Origin of the sequence: Sphingomonas sp. CFBP 13728 (assembly GCF_014841895.1) — a bacterium.
Lineage (GTDB): Bacteria > Pseudomonadota > Alphaproteobacteria > Sphingomonadales > Sphingomonadaceae > Sphingomonas.
This window is the reverse complement of the sequence record NZ_JACYUS010000001.1, coordinates 977,821-992,422: the sequence shown is the minus strand read 5'-3', so window position 1 is coordinate 992,422 and position 14,602 is coordinate 977,821. Positions and strand designations below refer to the sequence as shown.

The window sequence follows — 14,602 nt, the reverse complement described above, 5'->3', positions numbered from 1 at the left end:
TTTGGCCTATGTTAGCCCGAAGATCGGAGGCACGGTTGTTTTACGTAGTTCTTCTCGCGATGGTTGCAGGCTTCTTGGCGATGCGACTCTACAGCGTGCTCGGCAAGCGAACGGGGCATGAACAGCCCCTGCCGCGGGCAGCCGAGGACCGCCCCGCGATCGCCGCCGTTCCGCGAACGGTTGACGCTACCACGCCCGAGCCGCGCGAGATCGCTAGCCGCAACATCGAGCCGCGCGCCGAAGCCGGCCTGCGTTCGATCGTCGCCGCCGAATCCGGGTTCGACGTCAACCAGTTCCTCGAAGGTGCGCAGGCGGCCTACCGCATGGTCTTGGAGGCGTTCTGGAAGGGCGACGAGGAACAGCTCGGCTATCTTGCGGAAGACGACGTTCGTGCAGCGTTTGGCGAAGCGATCGCGGCGCGGGTTGCGGCTGGTGAGGTTCTGGACAACCGTCTCGTGTCGATCGAGCGCGCGGTCATTTCCGATGCGAGCGTGTCGGGTCGCGATGCACGGATCACCGTCAGGTTCGATGCAGACATCGCCGCAGTGACGCGCGATGGCGACGGCGTCGTGCTGGCCGGGTCATTGACCGACGCCGTCGAGACGCATGACGTCTGGACATTCGCACGGACGCTGAAAAGCAGCGATCCGAACTGGAAGCTCGCCGACACCGACGAGGCGTGATCGTGCGATCCAAGGGGGCCGGGGCCGGGGCCGGGGCCAGCGCGCTGGCGCTGTCGATTTTGCTGAGCGCGTGCGTCGGCGGTGTCGCGCCACCGCGATCGGGGCCGGTGCCGGTCGACGATAACCGGGGATCCGATCGCGAACCCGCGCGTGAGCCCGTACGCGTTCATCCCTCGCGCGACACCGGCGCATCCCCGAACATCCGCGGCATTCAGATGCCGGCGCGCATCGTCGGTGCGGTGCCGGTCTTGCCGATTCCAGTCATCGCCCCCGTAACGCCGACGAATGCGGCAACCGCAGGCGTCGTTGCCGGCCCGGTGGTTGCCAGCTTGCCGATCGACGACGCTCAGGCGCAGTCCGCGCTGGCGGCCTTCGTGACGAGTTGCCCGTCGCTCGTTCGGCGTAACGACGCGTCGGGTCTCACCCGCGGCGCCGACTGGCAGCCGGCCTGTGCCGCCGCGGTTTCGGTGCCACGCGGCGGGGCACGCAATTTCTTCGCGCAATGGTTCGAGGCGGCGCAGGTCGGCGACGGCAAGGCGTTCGCGACGGGCTATTTCGAGCCGGAGATCGCCGGTTCGCTGGAACGGCGCGACGGTTATGCGCCGATCTATGGCCGCCCGAACGACCTGATCGATGTCGATCTCGGTGCGTTCTCGACCGCGCTGAAGGGCAAGAAGGTTCGCGGTCGCGTCGATCGCAGCAACTTGGTGCCCTATTACGATCGGACCGCGATCGAGCAGGGTGCGATATCGGGACGGGCGCCGATCCTCGCCTGGGCGCGCGACCCGATCGAGCTGTTCTTCCTCCAGATCCAGGGGTCGGGGCGGTTGCGACTGCCCGACGGCGAGATCCTGCGCGTCGGCTATGCTACCCAGAACGGGCGCGATTATACCGGCATCGGCGCGCTGATGAAGTCGCGGGGCCTGCTCCAGCCCGGACAGACCTCGATGCAGGGTATCGTCGCGTGGCTCCATGCGCACCCGGCCGAAGGGCAGGCGATCATGCGCGAGAACAAGAGCTTCGTGTTCTTCCGCGAACTCGAGGGCGCGCCGCTGGGGGCACTCGGCCTTCCGGTCACCGGTCAGGTGAGCGCCGCGGCGGACGTCAAGTTCGTGCCGCTTGGCGCGCCCGTGTTCCTGTCGCTCGATCGGCAGGACGCGAGTGGCTTGTGGATCGCGCAGGATACCGGCGGCGCGATCAAGGGCAGCAATCGGTTCGATACGTTCTGGGGCGCCGGCCCTGCGGCAGAGTCGACCGCAGGCGGAATGGCCGGGCGTGGCACCGCGTTCCTGTTCCTGCCAATCGGCACGGTTCAGCGTCTGAACGGCCAGCGGGTCAACGGTCAGATAGATGGGGCGCAAGATGGCGGGCCGATCCCTCAACCCTGACCCCCTCACTCCCGAGGAGGCGCAACTCTGGGCGCGCGTCATGGCGAGCGTCCGGCCGATGCGCGTGGTCGCGGTTCGCATCCCGGACCGGGCGCCGCCGCTACCGCCCCCGCCCAAGCCGCTTATCGGGCCAAACGGTAAGGTCATACCGCCTCCGCCCGCGCCGATGGGCAAGGTGAAGCCGTTGATCCGCACGGTCGTCACGCCCTTCGCCAGCCGGCCGAGCGCGAAACCGACGGTGGTGTCGCGGCCGGTCGCCAAGCCGATCACGGCCAACACGCTCGACGGCGGCTGGGACAAGAGGCTGACGCGCGGCGTGGTCAGTCCCGACAGCTCGATCGATCTGCACGGGCATACGCTGGCATCGGCGCATGCGTTGCTCGACGTCGGGCTCGGGCGGGCGATCGCGCGAGGGGACCGTGTGCTGCTGCTGGTGACGGGCAAGCCGCCGCGGCCGGAAAGCGAACGCCCGCACGCACGTGGCGCGATCCGGTCGGCAGTGGCGGACTGGCTGGCGGGCTCGCGGCATGCCGATTCGATCGCGGCGGTCCGTGGCGCGCATCCGAGGCACGGCGGGCAGGGTGCGCTGTACATCGTCCTTAGGCGCGGACGGGACTAGCTAGGTTTTGATTTTTCCTCCTCCGGCAGAGGAGGAAAGAAGGCTCAGCCGAGTGCGCGCGCGATCACGTCTTCGTAGATATCCGTCAGCGTCAGCAGGTCAGCCACCGCGACCGCCTCATCGACCTTGTGCATGGTTGCGTTGATCAGGCCGAACTCGACCACTGGGCAGAGTTTCGACAGGAAGCGCGCATCGGAGGTTCCCCCGGTCGTCGACAGTTCCGGGGTGACTCCGGTGGCGCCGACGATCGCGGCCGACAATAGCGTCGAGAACGCACCCGGCTCGGTAAGAAACGCTTCGCCCGATACCTTGCCCTTCACGACCGCGCCCGGCGCATGACGCTCGGCGATCGCGCGGATATGCTCGATCAGGTCCGTCCCGCGGTGTTGGTCGTTGAACCGGACGCTGAGGCGTGCCGAGGCCTTGGCGGGGATGACGTTGTGTGCGGGATTGCCGACCGCGATGTCGGTGACTTCGATGTTCGACGGCTGGAACCAGTCAGTCCCCTCGTCGAGTACCACGGTCTCGATCTCGGCGAGGATCGCGATCAGGCGCGGGATCGGATTGTCGGCGAGATGCGGATAGGCGACGTGACCCTGGCGCCCCGGCACGTCGATCCAGATGTTGACCGAGCCGCGCCGTCCGATCTTCATCATGTCGCCGAGCCGCGCGGTCGAGGTGGGTTCGCCGACCAGGCACAGGTCGGGAACGATCCCACGCGCGGCCATCCGCTCCATCAGCGCGACGGTGCCGTAGGTTGCGGGGCCTTCTTCGTCGCCGGTGATAATGAGCGATAACGTCCCGGCATCGCTGCGGCTTGCGGCTGCGACGAAGGCGGCGACCGCGCCCTTCATGTCGACCGCGCCGCGTCCGTAGAGCAATCCGTCGCGGACCTCGCCGGACCAGGGCGAGCCGGTCCAGCCTTCGCCGGGGGGGACGACGTCGACATGGCCGGCAAACGCCAGATGTCGCGGTCCATCGCCGCATACGGCGAGCAGATTCTCGACCGGGCCGTCGGGCGCCTCGCCGACGACGAACCGATCGACCGCAAAGCCAAGCGGGGCGAGCGCCGACTCCAGGATATCGAATACCGTACCGCGCGCGGGCGTGACGCTATCCGCGCGGAGCAACGCCTGGGTCAGCGCGACCGGATCGATCGGCGCGCTCATGCAGGCGTCGGCACCGGCTGCTCGAATTGTTCGAGGACCCATTCCTCTTCCTGCGCGGCGGCGATCCAGTCCTGCATGAACGGATGTTCGAACATCGCCTGCATGTAGCCTGCCGCAAAACGCGCGATCGGCAGCTGGTACGTGACGATCCGCGTGACGAGCGGCGCGAACATGATGTCCGCCGCGCCGAACTGGCCGAACAGGAAATCGCCGTCTCCACCGAATCGTGCGCGCGCCTGGGCCCAGATCTCCATGACGCGCTGCAGCTCGACGAGCACGTCGTCGTCCGGCGTGCGCGCCGGGAAGACCTGGCGCACGTTCATGCTGTGTTTGCGCCGCAGCGCGGCGAAGCTCGAATGCATTTCGGCCGCCATCGACCGTGCCATCGCGCGCGCTGCGTTGTCCTCGGGCCAGAAGCGGTCGCGTCCGACCTTGTCGGCGAGGTAGTCGACGATCGCGAGACTGTCCCAGACCACCGCGTCGCCGTCCCACAGGATCGGGACCTTGCCAGACGATGGCGCGAATTCGTCGCCCGAGCGGCGCTTTTCCCAGTCGGCGTCGTACATCGGCACGACGACTTCTTCGAACGGCAGCCCCGACTGCTTGCACGCGAGCCAGCCGCGCAGCGACCAGGAGGAATAGGCCTTGTTGCCGATGATCAGTTTCATGCGCGCGGTGCTAGGCGAGGGGGCGACAAGAGGCAATCGTCCCGCTCGCTGATGGGGCCAGAGAGGAGCGTATCAGAACAGGCCGGGGACCTCGCGCTGCGCCGTGCCGGGACGATCGGGCATCAGCAGGTCGCGTCGCGTGTCGGAGGTACGCAACGCGCGCGCGCTGGCGTCGCCGGTGATCGGCGTACAACTGCGCCCGGCGAGGAAGTTCAGCGCCTGACGCGTCGAGGACTCGAGCGGATCGCCGAGCTGGTAGCCGATATCGTCCGACGCCTGGCACGACGCCTCGACCTTGGTCGCCAGCCCGTCATAGTAATCGCCCTGGCGTGCGGCATTCTGCGTCGCCAGTGCGATCACGCGCAGACGATCGTCGCAGGATTCCCTGTCGAGTGCGATCTGGCCGACCGGCTTGCCGTATGTGTTGGTGCCGATCAGCCCGGCGTTGGTATGCAGGTACGGCGTGAACGCGTTGATGACGAGTTCGCTCGCGGACGCGGTGCCGCCCGTACCGATGAATGCGATTCGCGTCGGCGCGATCGATTCGGGCTGGGGTGCAAAGAACCGCGTCAGGTTGTTCGCGGCCTTTTCGGTGCGGAACGTGACGTAGTCGAACACCTCGGACGTCGACCGGGCACCGCCGAGTAGGTCGCCGAGATACTCGGCGGTCTCGATCAGGCCGCCACCATTGTAGCGTAGATCGACGATGACCTGCGTCACGCCTTTCGCCCGGAAATCGGCAAACGCGGCCTTCAGCGGTGCATAGGCAGTCCGAATGAACGTCCGCAGGTTCAGATAGCCGACGCGGCGTCCGCCATCGTCGATGATCTTGGCGCCATAGCGGCTCGAAACCGGCAACAGCGCGAAGTCGGTCTTGGCGACCGTGACGACGCGCGAGCCCGCCGCATCGTTGACGCGAAAAGCCCGCGACGTGCCGGCCGTGTCGGGGCCAAGCGCCGTGGACAATCCTGCGGTACCCTCTGCGGCGACGATCGCGCTCACGGTTCGCAAGCTGCCGGACGAGGTGCCGATCGCGATGATTTCCGTACCGCGGTCGATCCCGGCGGCAAGACCGGGGGCACCTTCGAACGCTTCTGCGGCAAACAGCCGCTGGCCAGTCTGATCCAGCGCGAACCGCAGACCGAAGCCCGCGGTCGCACCCGAATTGTTATACGCGTTCTCTTCCTTGATCGACGTCAGATAGGTGAAATACCGGTCCTTGCGCTGTGCCCGCGCGGTCGCCGTCAGCGCATCGATATAGTCGTCGACCGTGGTGTAGGCCGCCGGGCTCAGCGCGGCGGGAAGCGTGTCCGGGAACAGATACCATTCGCGCAACTGCGCTGCGGCCCAATCCTGGCGCTCGCGAAGCGAGCATCCCGTGCTGGCGGTCGGGGTAGGGGTGACCGTCGTACCACCGCCGGTCGTGCTCGACCCGCTATCGCTACCGCCACACCCCGACAGTAGCGCCACCGCCGCCAGCATCGTCCCGAAACGCATCTGCATCGATCACTCTCCCCGTTGGGGCGAGGCTATGAAATTCGGACCGCGGTGTCAGCCGGAAACAACGGGTCGGTCCGATGTCGATGGATTTCGCGCGGGTGCCTGATCGAGCGCATGATGCCGCCCGATACCGGTTCGTTCAGCTGACCGCTTCGACCACCGCCGCGCGGAGTTCGGGAATGCCCATGCCGTATTCGCTCGAGGTCACGAGGATGTCGGGATGCGCGGCCGGACGCTTGCGCGCCTCGATCGCCGTGCGCTCGGTGACCTCGACCAGTTCGGACGCCTTGATCTTGTCCGCCTTAGTCAGGACCATGCGGTAGCTGACCGCGGCCTTGTCGAGCATCTCGAGGATCTCGCGGTCGACGTCCTTGATGCCGTGGCGCGAGTCGATCAGCACGAGTGCCCGCTTGAGAACGTCACGCCCGCGCAGGAAGTCGTTGATCAGGAAGCGCCATTTCTTGACGACGTCCTTGGGCGCCTTGGCGAACCCGTAGCCCGGCATGTCGACCAGCCGGAACGCGAGAGGGGCGCCGACGTCGAAGAAGTTCAGCTCCTGCGTGCGGCCCGGCGTGTTCGACGTGCGCGCCATCGAGTTGCGCCCGGTGAGCGCGTTCAACAGCGACGACTTGCCGACGTTCGAGCGACCGGCGAACGCCACTTCCGGCACCGACGCGTCGGGCAGGAATTCGAGCGTTGGCGCCGACTTCAGGAAGCCGACATGCCCCGCGAACAGTTTCCGCGCATGCTCCAGCATCTCGGGGGTGAACGGCGCGTCGGTCTGCTCAAGATCCGGACCTAAATTAGGGACGTCGTTCACTTGGTCACCGGCACTTTCAGGCCCGGATGGCGGGCGTACAACAGCTTCTGCTGGATGATGGTCAGGCAGTTCGACGTGATCCAGTACACCTGGAGGCCGACCGCGAACGGCGCCATCACGAACATCAGCACCCATGGCAGCAGCTTGAAGACCTGCTTCTGCGTGTCGTCCATCGGCGTCGGGTTCAGCTTGAACTGGAAGTACATGCTGATGCCCAGGATGATCGGCACGATACCGATCGCGATCATGTGCGGCGGCGTGAACGGCAGCAGGCCGAACAGGTTGAGCGGCGTCAGCGGATCGGGCGCGGACAGATCCTTAATCCACGCGACGAACGGCTGGTGACGCATCTCGATCGTCAGCATCAGCACCTTGTACAGCGCATACATGATCGGGATCTGGAGCAGCGTCGGTGCGCAACCGGCGAGCGGGTTGACGCCCTCGGTCTTGTAGAGCGCCATGACCTCCTGCTGCATGCGGACCTTGTCGTCCTTATGCTTCTCCTGGATCGCCTTCATCTTCGGCTGGACCGCGCGCATCGCGGCCATCGACTTGAACTGGCGCTGCGCGATCGGGAACAGCAGGCCGCGGATCGTCACGGTCAGCAAGATGATCGCGACGCCGAAGTTGCCGACCATGCGGAACAGCCAGTCGAGATAGTAGAAGATCGGCTTTTCGACGATGCGGAACCAGCCCCAGTCGATCGCGTAGTCGAGCTTGGCCACGCCCTGCTGATCGGTGTAGCGGTCGAGCAGGCGGACTTCCTTGGCGCCAGCGAAGAAACGCGACGTCTGGGTGATCGCCTGGCCCGGCGCGACCTGCTTGGGCTGGAGCGCGTAGTCTGCCTGGTACGCCTTGTTGGCGCCCGCGCGGAACTGGCCGTCGAACGCCTGGCCCTGGTCGGGGACGAGCGCGGTCAGCCAGTATTTGTCGGTGAAGCCGAGCCAGCCGCCGGTCGTGGTGAACTTCTGCGCGGCTTCGTCGATGTCCTTGTAGTTCGGACGGTAATGCGCGCCGCCATTGTCGACCGACATCGGCCCGACATGGATCGTCATCGACGACGGATCCTTCGAGATGCCGACGCGGTTGACGAGGCCGTAGGTCGCGACGGGTACGGGCGCGGTGCCGGCGTTGAGGACGGTCTGGCGGACCGTGAACATGTAGTCCTGGTCGACCGCGATCTGGATGCGGAAGCGCTGCCCGGTCGCGTTGGTCGCGTCGAGCGTGACCGGTGTGGTCGGCGTCAGCGTGGTCGCGCCCGAAGGCGTCCAGACGGCGTCGGCGGCGGGCGGGGCCAGGCCCTGCGCACGCCAGCCGAAGCTCGCGAAATACGCGTCGGGTGCGCCGGCGGGCGAGAGCAGGCGGATCGGCGGCGAGTTCTTCGCGACGGTCTCGTCATAGCCCTTGAGCACGAGATCGTCGATCCGTGCGCCCTTCAGGTTGATCGAACCGGAAACACGGGGGGTCTCGATGCGGATGCGCGGGGTGCTAGCGATCACCGCGTTGCGATCGCCGATCGCGGCGGCACCGTCCGCGGCGGGATCGGCTGCGGGGTTTGCGACGGCCTTGGTCTTGCCGCCCTCGATCCGCGTGACCGGCGGATTCGCGGTCGGGAAGAACTTGCCCTGGATCAGCGGCCATCCGAACAGGATCAGCGCCGCGATCACCGCGAACAGCACGAAATTCTGCTTGTCGTCTTTCACAGGGCGGCGTCTTTCAGTTTCTTGTCGATATCAGGGACCGGATCGGGGCCGTACCCGCCCCACGGATGGCACCGCGCAATACGCTTCGCCGCCAACCAGCCCCCCTTGAGCGCGCCATAGCGCCCAACGGCCTCGATTGCATAGGCGGAACACGAAGGATCGTAGCGGCAACTCGACGGCAGGACGAGCGAGGGCCCGAGTTGCCAGCCGCGTGCGATGAGGATGAGCAGGCGGGCTAGCATGTCAAAACCGACGTCCGCCCACGCCGTAAGAGTGTTTCCCCGCGAAAGCGGGGACCCAGACTGGGCTCCCGCCTTCGTGGGAGAACAAGAAGCGGCGAGAGGCGTACCGACTAAGATCGACCACCCCGGCGAAGGCCGGAGCCCAATTGGGGAGCGTCGGTAACAAGCCACAGCGCTTCATCAAGGCCGCTTTCCCAATTGGGCCCCGGCCTTCGCCGGGGTGGCAGCCTTCGCATGGCTGGGAGAGTTCGCCGGGGTGGTGTCGGAAGTCGACTGAGGCGTCACCTTGCGGAACGCCTTGCCAAGCTCGGTCCGCAACAGCGCGTAATCCCGCTCGACCCCGCCGTTACGACCGATCAACACATGATCGGCGCCCGCCACGCCGCGTTCCGCCAACAGCTCGCGCGCCAACGCCCGCAACCGCCGTTTCATGCGGTTCCGGACGACGGCGTTGCCGATCTTCTTGGTGACGGTGAAGCCGATTCGCATCGTCTCGTCACCGTCATCGCGGGGGCGCATGAGCAGGACGAATCCCGGCATCGGTGCGCGCTTCCCCGCATTCGCCGCGAGAAAATCGCGGCGCTTGTCGAGGATAGTTAGGCCGACAGCTTCTTGCGACCGCGGGCGCGGCGTGCGTGGATCACTGCCCGGCCGCCGACCGTCGCCATCCGTGCGCGGAAGCCGTGACGGCGTGCGCGTACCAGGTTGCTCGGCTGAAAGGTCCGCTTCATTGGTCATTCCCTAGGTCATCAAATAGAAAACGGCCGCCACGGGGACGGCCTTGATGGCTGGGCGCTTACGGAAAGGGCTGCGGTAAGTCAATTCGCACCCGTCGTAACGGTCGTGTTTTTGGCAGCCTTGGCACGCTCGTGCCGTCGCATCGCGCTCTGCCGCCGCATCATTCGATCGACGAACTGCCCGGTCCGTGGCCAACGTCGCTTCAGCCGCGCCCATTTGAGTCGCGCCCAGCGCGAATTGCGCAGGACGAGAACCATGCCGCCCGCGAACAGGAAAATACCCGCAGGCCCCGGCAGAGGCGCGAGCAAGGGTGCGCTCAGGATCAACACTATCCCGAGCACCAACTGGCTGAAGCGGAGGACGGGGGAGCGGACTGCTTTCACGGAAGGCATGTGGGTCCGGTGTATTAGGTTCACAAGACGGCGCGATCGGAGAGTTCCGGGCCGTGCGTTCTTGCAGACCCCTTACTTGCAGACATGGCAAATCGGGTATGAATAAGGCGTGACGTCGTGTCGCGGGGGAGCGGGCATGGCGGCGATCGTAGCGACGGTGGCGTATCTCGGGCTGGAGGCACGCGCCGTCGAGGTGCAAGTCCAACTGATCCCAGGACTTCCTGCGTTCAACGTCGTGGGCTTAGCCGACAAGGCGGTCGGCGAAAGTCGCGAACGCGTGCGTGGAGCGATCGCCGGGATGGGGCTGTCGCTGCCGCCGAAACGCATCGCAGTGAACCTGTCGCCCGCCGATCTTCCGAAAGAAGGATCGCATTTCGATCTTCCTATCGCGCTGGCATTGCTCGCGGCGATGGGCGTGGTCGATGCCGAAGCGCTGGCGGATTATGTGATCGTCGGCGAGCTTGGCCTCGATGCACGGATCACCGCATCGCCGGGCGTGTTGCTGGCGGCACTCCATGCGTCGGAAGTGGGGAAGGGGTTGGTCTGCCCCGCCGCGCAAGGGTCGGAAGCGGCATGGGCGGGCGAGATCGAGGTTATCGCCGCACCCGACCTGCTGTCATTGCTCAATCACTTCAAGGGCCACGGCCTGCTCAGCCCACCCAAGCCCGGCATCGCCGAGCACGCTGATCACGGTCCGGACCTGCGGCAGGTGAAGGGGCAGGAAACCGCGAAGCGCGCGCTGGAGATCGCTGCTGCCGGATCGCATAATCTGCTGATGGTTGGGCCCCCTGGCTCGGGCAAGTCGCTGATGGCTTCGTGCCTGCCCGGCATCCTGCCACCGCTCGACCCCGCCGAAGCACTCGAAGTGTCGATGGTCCAATCGGTGGCCGGCACGCTGACCGGCGGGCGCCTGACCCGCACGCGTCCGTTTCGTGCTCCACACCATTCTGCGTCTATGGCGGCACTTACCGGGGGCGGGCTGAAGGTGAAGCCGGGGGAGGTCAGCCTCGCGCATCTTGGCGTGCTCTTCCTCGACGAACTCCCGGAGTTCCAGCGCGCCGTCCTCGATTCGTTGCGCCAACCGCTGGAGACGGGCACGGTAAGTGTCGCCCGTGCCAACGCGCACGTCACCTTTCCTGCGCGGGTACAGTTGATCGCCGCGATGAACCCGTGTCGGTGCGGCCACCTCGGCGACGCGAGCCTGGCCTGCGCGCGAGCCCCGAAATGCGCAGCGGACTATCAGGCGAAGGTGTCCGGCCCGTTGCTGGACCGAATCGACCTGCACATCGACGTCCAGGCGGTCAGCGCCGCCGACCTGATTCTCCCGCCGCCGACCGAGGGCTCGGCCGAGGTTTCCGCTCGCGTTTCAGCCGCCCGGGCGATCCAGACCGAGCGATACCGCGACCACCCGGTACGCACGAACGCAGAGGCGGATGGCGCGCTGCTCGACGCCGTCGCCACGCCCGACGAACCCGGCCGCAAGCTGCTGGCCCAAGCCGCCGAAGCGATGCGCCTGACCGCGCGCGGCTACACGCGCATCCTCCGCGTCGCCCGCACCATCGCCGATCTCGCGGGCAGCGATACCGTCGGTCGTATCCACATTGCCGAAGCGCTAAGCTACCGCCGCCAGCCGCCCCGCAATTAAAGGCGCAACTAAACCTGCTTGCGGCGGACGAAAGCTTCGTCTAGCCAACCCGCCGCTGCCCCTGTGGCGAAATTGGTAGACGCGACCGACTCAAAATCGGTTGCCGCAAGGCATGCTGGTTCGATTCCGGCCAGGGGCACCATCTCTTTCCAGCGATCACGCGTCGACCCTCGGGGCGAGCAACACGGTGATCGTTTCCTTGCGAAAATTTCGCCGGTAAGGACGCGGGATGGCGAAGCGACCGGCCCGATATGTCTCATCGCGGCGGCGCAATCGATCCGGGCTTAGGCCATCGTCGGAGCATTGGCTTCTCCTGCTCGGCGCAGTGGTCGCGTTCGCGGCGATCTTCGGGTCGCTGACCGATCTGCCCTGGCCGACCGAAACCACCACGGATCACCGCAAGCCCCGGCTGACGATGGCGCAGGCGCGCGCGTCCAATGCGCTGGTCCCGATCGTTGCCGACAAACGCAAGCGCGCGGAGCCGTTCCGGTTTCGCGGTGGTCCTGCGGCGCGCCTCCAGGCGACCGAATGCCTCGCCACCGTCGCGCTCTATGAAGCCGGTACCGATCGCGACGGACAGCGCGCGGTCATCCAGGTCGTGCTCAACCGGGTCGGCGCGCGTGGCTTCCCCAAGACGGTCTGCGGGGTCGTCTATCAAGGTGCGAACCGCAAGACCGGGTGCCAGTTCTCGTTCACCTGCGACGGATCGCAGACACGACGGCCCGAGCATGAGGGCTGGGAGCAGGCGCGACACGCGGCACGGCGGGCGATGAACGGCTATGTCTATGCACCGGTCGGCCGCGCGACGCATTACCATACCGACTGGCTAGTGCCGTACTGGCGCAGTTCGCTCGTCAAGGTGGCGACCGTCGAGTCGCACATCTTCTACCAGCGCCGTTAGCCAGTCCGTTCAGTCGATCCGGTACTGGATCGGCTTGAAGCTGCCGCCATTGGATTGCAGCGCCGAACACGCGGTCATGCCGATGACGAGGTCCATCGCAGCGCGGAAGACGATCGTGTCGCCGGCCTTGCTCAGCGGCGGTTCAACCGTGAACGTGCCCGTTTCGCCATTGATCGGCACGTTCATGAAGCAGTTGAACGCGACCGGGATCTGGTCCGGCTCGATGTCCCAAGGCGCGAGTGCCTCGGCGAGATTGCCGAAGCAGCCGCGATGCGGGTCGGTGTCGCCATAAATGATCGAGAACGTTTCCTTCGAACACGGCGTCAGCAGGAAATCATGCCGTCCGACATCGTCCGAGACGATCTCCAGCATCACGTTGCTGCGGTTCGAATAGAGCAGGTCGCCCGTCGTCAGGTACAGCCGACTCGCATAATCGAGCGTTCGCCCGGACGAGATCGCCTCGCGAATGTCGGCACGGTTATAGGCGAGTAAGTCCGATACTTGGCGGCCTTCCGGATCGATCACGGTGAGCGTCTGCCCCTTGTCGAGCGTGAAACCGGCCCCCGAACGCGGCGGGATCGTCTTGATGTTAGCCACGGGCTTCGCCTCGCTTGAAAGGGCATTTCCAGGATTCGTCGACGACGCGCCCGCTATATTGTCGCGCTTCGCTCGACTCGCCGTGGCGCGCCAGCATCGGGTTCATCGAGCCGGCATATTCGAGGTCGCGCGCGAGGATCGACGACCGCAACTTGTCGTAGCGCTGCTGGTCGCGCAGCACTTCGAACTGGTCGTGCAGGTTGAACACCATCGCCGGCGATTCGAACTTTCGCGCCGGACGGCTCGCATTGGGATGAAGGCCGACGACGAAGAATGCCTCGCCCGCAAAGCTCAACGAGAAATGCGGATCGTCGGGATCGCTGCTGACCGACGGGTCGGGGCGGTAGCCGAGCCATTCGTCCTTGTCGCTAAGTGACTGAGCGCGGGCCCAAAGATGTGCCTCGAACTCCTCTTCCGACAGCAAAGCAGGCGCTTCGAACACTATGATTAGCGTCCGGAAGATCGCGCGATCCTCACGGTATTTGCGGACGGTCTCGCCGAGTGCGGGAGAAATTCTCATGTCATCCCAAGCGGATCGCACGTCGCGGGCGACGAGAATGTCCATCTGTCCCTTGGCGAGCGCCGATTTTGCGCCGACGCAGGGGAATTGCGGCGCCCGCACGGTCTCGATGAACTTGCGCGCGAGCGGGTGGTCGTTCTGGAAGATTGGCTGATACATGGTCGGGGAGGAACCCGCGAACCGCGGCAATGTTTCGCGCCCGACATAACCTTTGATATTGATCAGTACGAATCCCGATCTGTTCTTCTATCGCCAAGGGCGGTACGAGGCCGGTTGATGAAGGGGTGTCGATGATCTCGGAAAAATTCCTCATGGGCCGTGGTCGCCATGAGTTGAGCAACGAAGAAAAGCAGGTGCTGGAGGACGGCGTTCAATCCGTCCGGCATGTCGCTGCGCGCAAGCAGATCGTGCGCGCCGGCGACCTGATCGAGACGAGCACGCTGCTCGTCGAGGGGTTCGTCTGCCGCTACATGGACGACCGCGAAGGCCAGCGTCAGCTCGTCGCGGTGCACGTGCCGGGTGATTTCGTCGATCTCCATGCTTTTCCGATGAAGCGGCTCGATCACGACATCGCCACGCTCGGGCCGGTCAAGATCGCGTGCTTCGAACATCGTACGTTGCAGTCGATCACCGAGCGCTATCCGCACCTGACGCAGAAGCTGTGGTTCAGCACGCTGCTCGATGCGGCTATGCACCGCGAGTGGATCTTCCGGCTGGGGCGGCTCGGCGCGGAAGGCCGGGTCGCACATCTATTCTGCGAACTGAACGCGCGGCTGGAGATGGTCGGGATGGCGGCGGAGGGGCGCTATATGCTGCCGATGACGCAGCCCGATCTGGCCGAGGCGAGCGGGCTGACCGGGGTGCACGTCAACCGCGTGCTGCGAGCGCTGCGCGAGAAGAATCTGCTGACGTTCAAGGCAGGCGAAGTAAATATCCTGGATCGTAAAGCACTTGCAGCCGTTGCTGAGTTCGAACCACAATATCTGTACGGTTCCAGAGGCGCCTGACTGCGATGGG

Annotated in this window: 17 protein-coding genes and 1 tRNA gene; 7 read left to right on the top strand and 11 right to left on the bottom strand. The window is 65.7% G+C overall.

Annotated features, from left to right (window positions below; translation table 11 throughout):
* Nucleotides 1-35: 35 nt before the first annotated feature.
* The 3 genes from IFT67_RS04355 to IFT67_RS04345 are packed head-to-tail and all read left to right on the top strand — an operon-like array spanning nucleotide 36 to nucleotide 2,690.
* Complete coding sequence (locus tag IFT67_RS04355) at nucleotides 36-683, top strand: Tim44/TimA family putative adaptor protein (RefSeq protein ID WP_192145162.1); 648 nt, start codon at nucleotides 36-38, stop codon at nucleotides 681-683.
* The gene (gene mltA, locus IFT67_RS04350) at nucleotides 683-2,071 is read left to right on the top strand and encodes a murein transglycosylase A (protein ID WP_524539093.1); all 1,389 of its coding nucleotides are present in this window, start codon (nucleotides 683-685) and stop codon (nucleotides 2,069-2,071) included. The genes IFT67_RS04355 and mltA overlap by 1 nt, the downstream gene beginning before the upstream one ends.
* Nucleotides 2,046-2,690, top strand: coding sequence for a Smr/MutS family protein (locus tag IFT67_RS04345; protein ID WP_192145161.1), 645 nt, complete (start codon nucleotides 2,046-2,048; stop codon nucleotides 2,688-2,690). The genes mltA and IFT67_RS04345 overlap by 26 nt, the downstream gene beginning before the upstream one ends.
* Nucleotides 2,691-2,734: 44 nt before the next feature.
* Here the strand turns inward: IFT67_RS04345 and dapE are convergent, their stop codons facing one another.
* The 9 genes from dapE to IFT67_RS04300 all read right to left on the bottom strand — a co-directional run bounded on the left by dapE (nucleotide 2,735) and on the right by IFT67_RS04300 (nucleotide 9,913).
* Nucleotides 2,735-3,859 (bottom strand): succinyl-diaminopimelate desuccinylase, encoded by a 1,125-nt coding sequence (gene dapE, locus IFT67_RS04340; protein ID WP_192145160.1) that lies wholly within the window; start codon nucleotides 3,857-3,859, stop codon nucleotides 2,735-2,737.
* Nucleotides 3,856-4,527 (bottom strand): glutathione S-transferase family protein, encoded by a 672-nt coding sequence (locus tag IFT67_RS04335; protein ID WP_192145159.1) that lies wholly within the window; start codon nucleotides 4,525-4,527, stop codon nucleotides 3,856-3,858. Before IFT67_RS04335 ends, dapE begins: the two co-directional genes overlap by 4 nt.
* A gap of 72 nt (nucleotides 4,528-4,599) precedes the next feature.
* A complete protein-coding gene (locus tag IFT67_RS04330) occupies nucleotides 4,600-6,030 on the bottom strand; it encodes a S41 family peptidase (protein ID WP_244647158.1) in 1,431 nt (476 codons plus the stop codon).
* Between the two features lie 136 nt (nucleotides 6,031-6,166).
* The gene (gene yihA / locus IFT67_RS04325) at nucleotides 6,167-6,784 is read right to left on the bottom strand and encodes a ribosome biogenesis GTP-binding protein YihA/YsxC (protein ID WP_056052878.1); all 618 of its coding nucleotides are present in this window, start codon (nucleotides 6,782-6,784) and stop codon (nucleotides 6,167-6,169) included.
* A 59-nt stretch (nucleotides 6,785-6,843) separates the two neighbouring features.
* Entirely contained in the window at nucleotides 6,844-8,550 is a 1,707-nt protein-coding gene (yidC, locus tag IFT67_RS04320; RefSeq protein WP_192145158.1) for a membrane protein insertase YidC, read from the bottom strand.
* On the bottom strand, nucleotides 8,547-8,792 hold the full coding sequence (gene yidD, locus IFT67_RS04315) for a membrane protein insertion efficiency factor YidD (RefSeq protein ID WP_056486507.1): 246 nt from the start codon (nucleotides 8,790-8,792) through the stop codon (nucleotides 8,547-8,549). Before yidD ends, yidC begins: the two co-directional genes overlap by 4 nt.
* A gap of 180 nt (nucleotides 8,793-8,972) precedes the next feature.
* Nucleotides 8,973-9,332: a ribonuclease P protein component gene (rnpA, locus tag IFT67_RS04310; RefSeq protein WP_244647157.1), complete on the bottom strand. Its 360-nt coding sequence runs from the start codon at nucleotides 9,330-9,332 to the stop codon at nucleotides 8,973-8,975.
* A 56-nt stretch (nucleotides 9,333-9,388) separates the two neighbouring features.
* The gene (gene rpmH, locus IFT67_RS04305; RefSeq protein WP_031393806.1) at nucleotides 9,389-9,523 is read right to left on the bottom strand and encodes a 50S ribosomal protein L34; all 135 of its coding nucleotides are present in this window, start codon (nucleotides 9,521-9,523) and stop codon (nucleotides 9,389-9,391) included.
* Nucleotides 9,524-9,610: 87 nt separating this feature from the next.
* Nucleotides 9,611-9,913: a hypothetical protein gene (locus IFT67_RS04300; protein ID WP_342450554.1), complete on the bottom strand. Its 303-nt coding sequence runs from the start codon at nucleotides 9,911-9,913 to the stop codon at nucleotides 9,611-9,613.
* Between the two features lie 145 nt (nucleotides 9,914-10,058).
* Between IFT67_RS04300 and IFT67_RS04295 the strand changes: the two genes are divergently transcribed.
* From IFT67_RS04295 to IFT67_RS04285, 3 genes are all read left to right on the top strand, one after another.
* Nucleotides 10,059-11,567 (top strand): YifB family Mg chelatase-like AAA ATPase, encoded by a 1,509-nt coding sequence (locus IFT67_RS04295; protein ID WP_192145156.1) that lies wholly within the window; start codon nucleotides 10,059-10,061, stop codon nucleotides 11,565-11,567.
* Between the two features lie 57 nt (nucleotides 11,568-11,624).
* Nucleotides 11,625-11,709, top strand: a tRNA-Leu gene (locus IFT67_RS04290).
* 87 nt (nucleotides 11,710-11,796) lie between these two features.
* Nucleotides 11,797-12,468: a cell wall hydrolase gene (locus IFT67_RS04285; protein ID WP_192145155.1), complete on the top strand. Its 672-nt coding sequence runs from the start codon at nucleotides 11,797-11,799 to the stop codon at nucleotides 12,466-12,468.
* Nucleotides 12,469-12,477: 9 nt separating this feature from the next.
* Here IFT67_RS04285 and IFT67_RS04280 read toward each other — a convergent pair whose 3' ends face one another.
* A complete protein-coding gene (locus IFT67_RS04280) occupies nucleotides 12,478-13,065 on the bottom strand; it encodes a DUF1989 domain-containing protein (protein ID WP_192145154.1) in 588 nt (195 codons plus the stop codon).
* Nucleotides 13,058-13,744: a guanitoxin biosynthesis heme-dependent pre-guanitoxin N-hydroxylase GntA gene (gntA, locus tag IFT67_RS04275; RefSeq protein WP_192145153.1), complete on the bottom strand. Its 687-nt coding sequence runs from the start codon at nucleotides 13,742-13,744 to the stop codon at nucleotides 13,058-13,060. The genes IFT67_RS04280 and gntA overlap by 8 nt, the downstream gene beginning before the upstream one ends.
* 131 nt (nucleotides 13,745-13,875) lie before the next feature.
* On the opposite strand from gntA, the gene IFT67_RS04270 reads away from it, so the two are divergent.
* A complete protein-coding gene (locus IFT67_RS04270; RefSeq protein WP_192145152.1) occupies nucleotides 13,876-14,592 on the top strand; it encodes a Crp/Fnr family transcriptional regulator in 717 nt (238 codons plus the stop codon).
* The last annotated feature ends 10 nt before the right edge of the window (nucleotides 14,593-14,602 follow it).

What these genes read in the sequence shown, in the direction of transcription:
- IFT67_RS04345 (WP_192145161.1), top strand. Translation starts at nt 2,046, where the DNA reads ATGGCGGGCCGATCCCTCAACCCTGACCCCCTCACTCCCGAGGAGGCG.
- dapE (WP_192145160.1), bottom strand. Translation starts at nt 3,859, where the DNA reads ATGAGCGCGCCGATCGATCCGGTCGCGCTGACCCAGGCGTTGCTCCGC.
- IFT67_RS04335 (WP_192145159.1), bottom strand. Translation starts at nt 4,527, where the DNA reads ATGAAACTGATCATCGGCAACAAGGCCTATTCCTCCTGGTCGCTGCGC.
- IFT67_RS04330 (WP_244647158.1), bottom strand. Translation starts at nt 6,030, where the DNA reads ATGCAGATGCGTTTCGGGACGATGCTGGCGGCGGTGGCGCTACTGTCG.
- yihA (WP_056052878.1), bottom strand. Translation starts at nt 6,784, where the DNA reads ATGCTGGAGCATGCGCGGAAACTGTTCGCGGGGCATGTCGGCTTCCTG.
- yidD (WP_056486507.1), bottom strand. Translation starts at nt 8,792, where the DNA reads ATGCTAGCCCGCCTGCTCATCCTCATCGCACGCGGCTGGCAACTCGGG.
- rnpA (WP_244647157.1), bottom strand. Translation starts at nt 9,332, where the DNA reads ATGCCGGGATTCGTCCTGCTCATGCGCCCCCGCGATGACGGTGACGAG.
- rpmH (WP_031393806.1), bottom strand. Translation starts at nt 9,523, where the DNA reads ATGAAGCGGACCTTTCAGCCGAGCAACCTGGTACGCGCACGCCGTCAC.
- IFT67_RS04295 (WP_192145156.1), top strand. Translation starts at nt 10,059, where the DNA reads ATGGCGGCGATCGTAGCGACGGTGGCGTATCTCGGGCTGGAGGCACGC.
- IFT67_RS04285 (WP_192145155.1), top strand. Translation starts at nt 11,797, where the DNA reads ATGGCGAAGCGACCGGCCCGATATGTCTCATCGCGGCGGCGCAATCGA.
- gntA (WP_192145153.1), bottom strand. Translation starts at nt 13,744, where the DNA reads ATGTATCAGCCAATCTTCCAGAACGACCACCCGCTCGCGCGCAAGTTC.
- IFT67_RS04270 (WP_192145152.1), top strand. Translation starts at nt 13,876, where the DNA reads ATGATCTCGGAAAAATTCCTCATGGGCCGTGGTCGCCATGAGTTGAGC.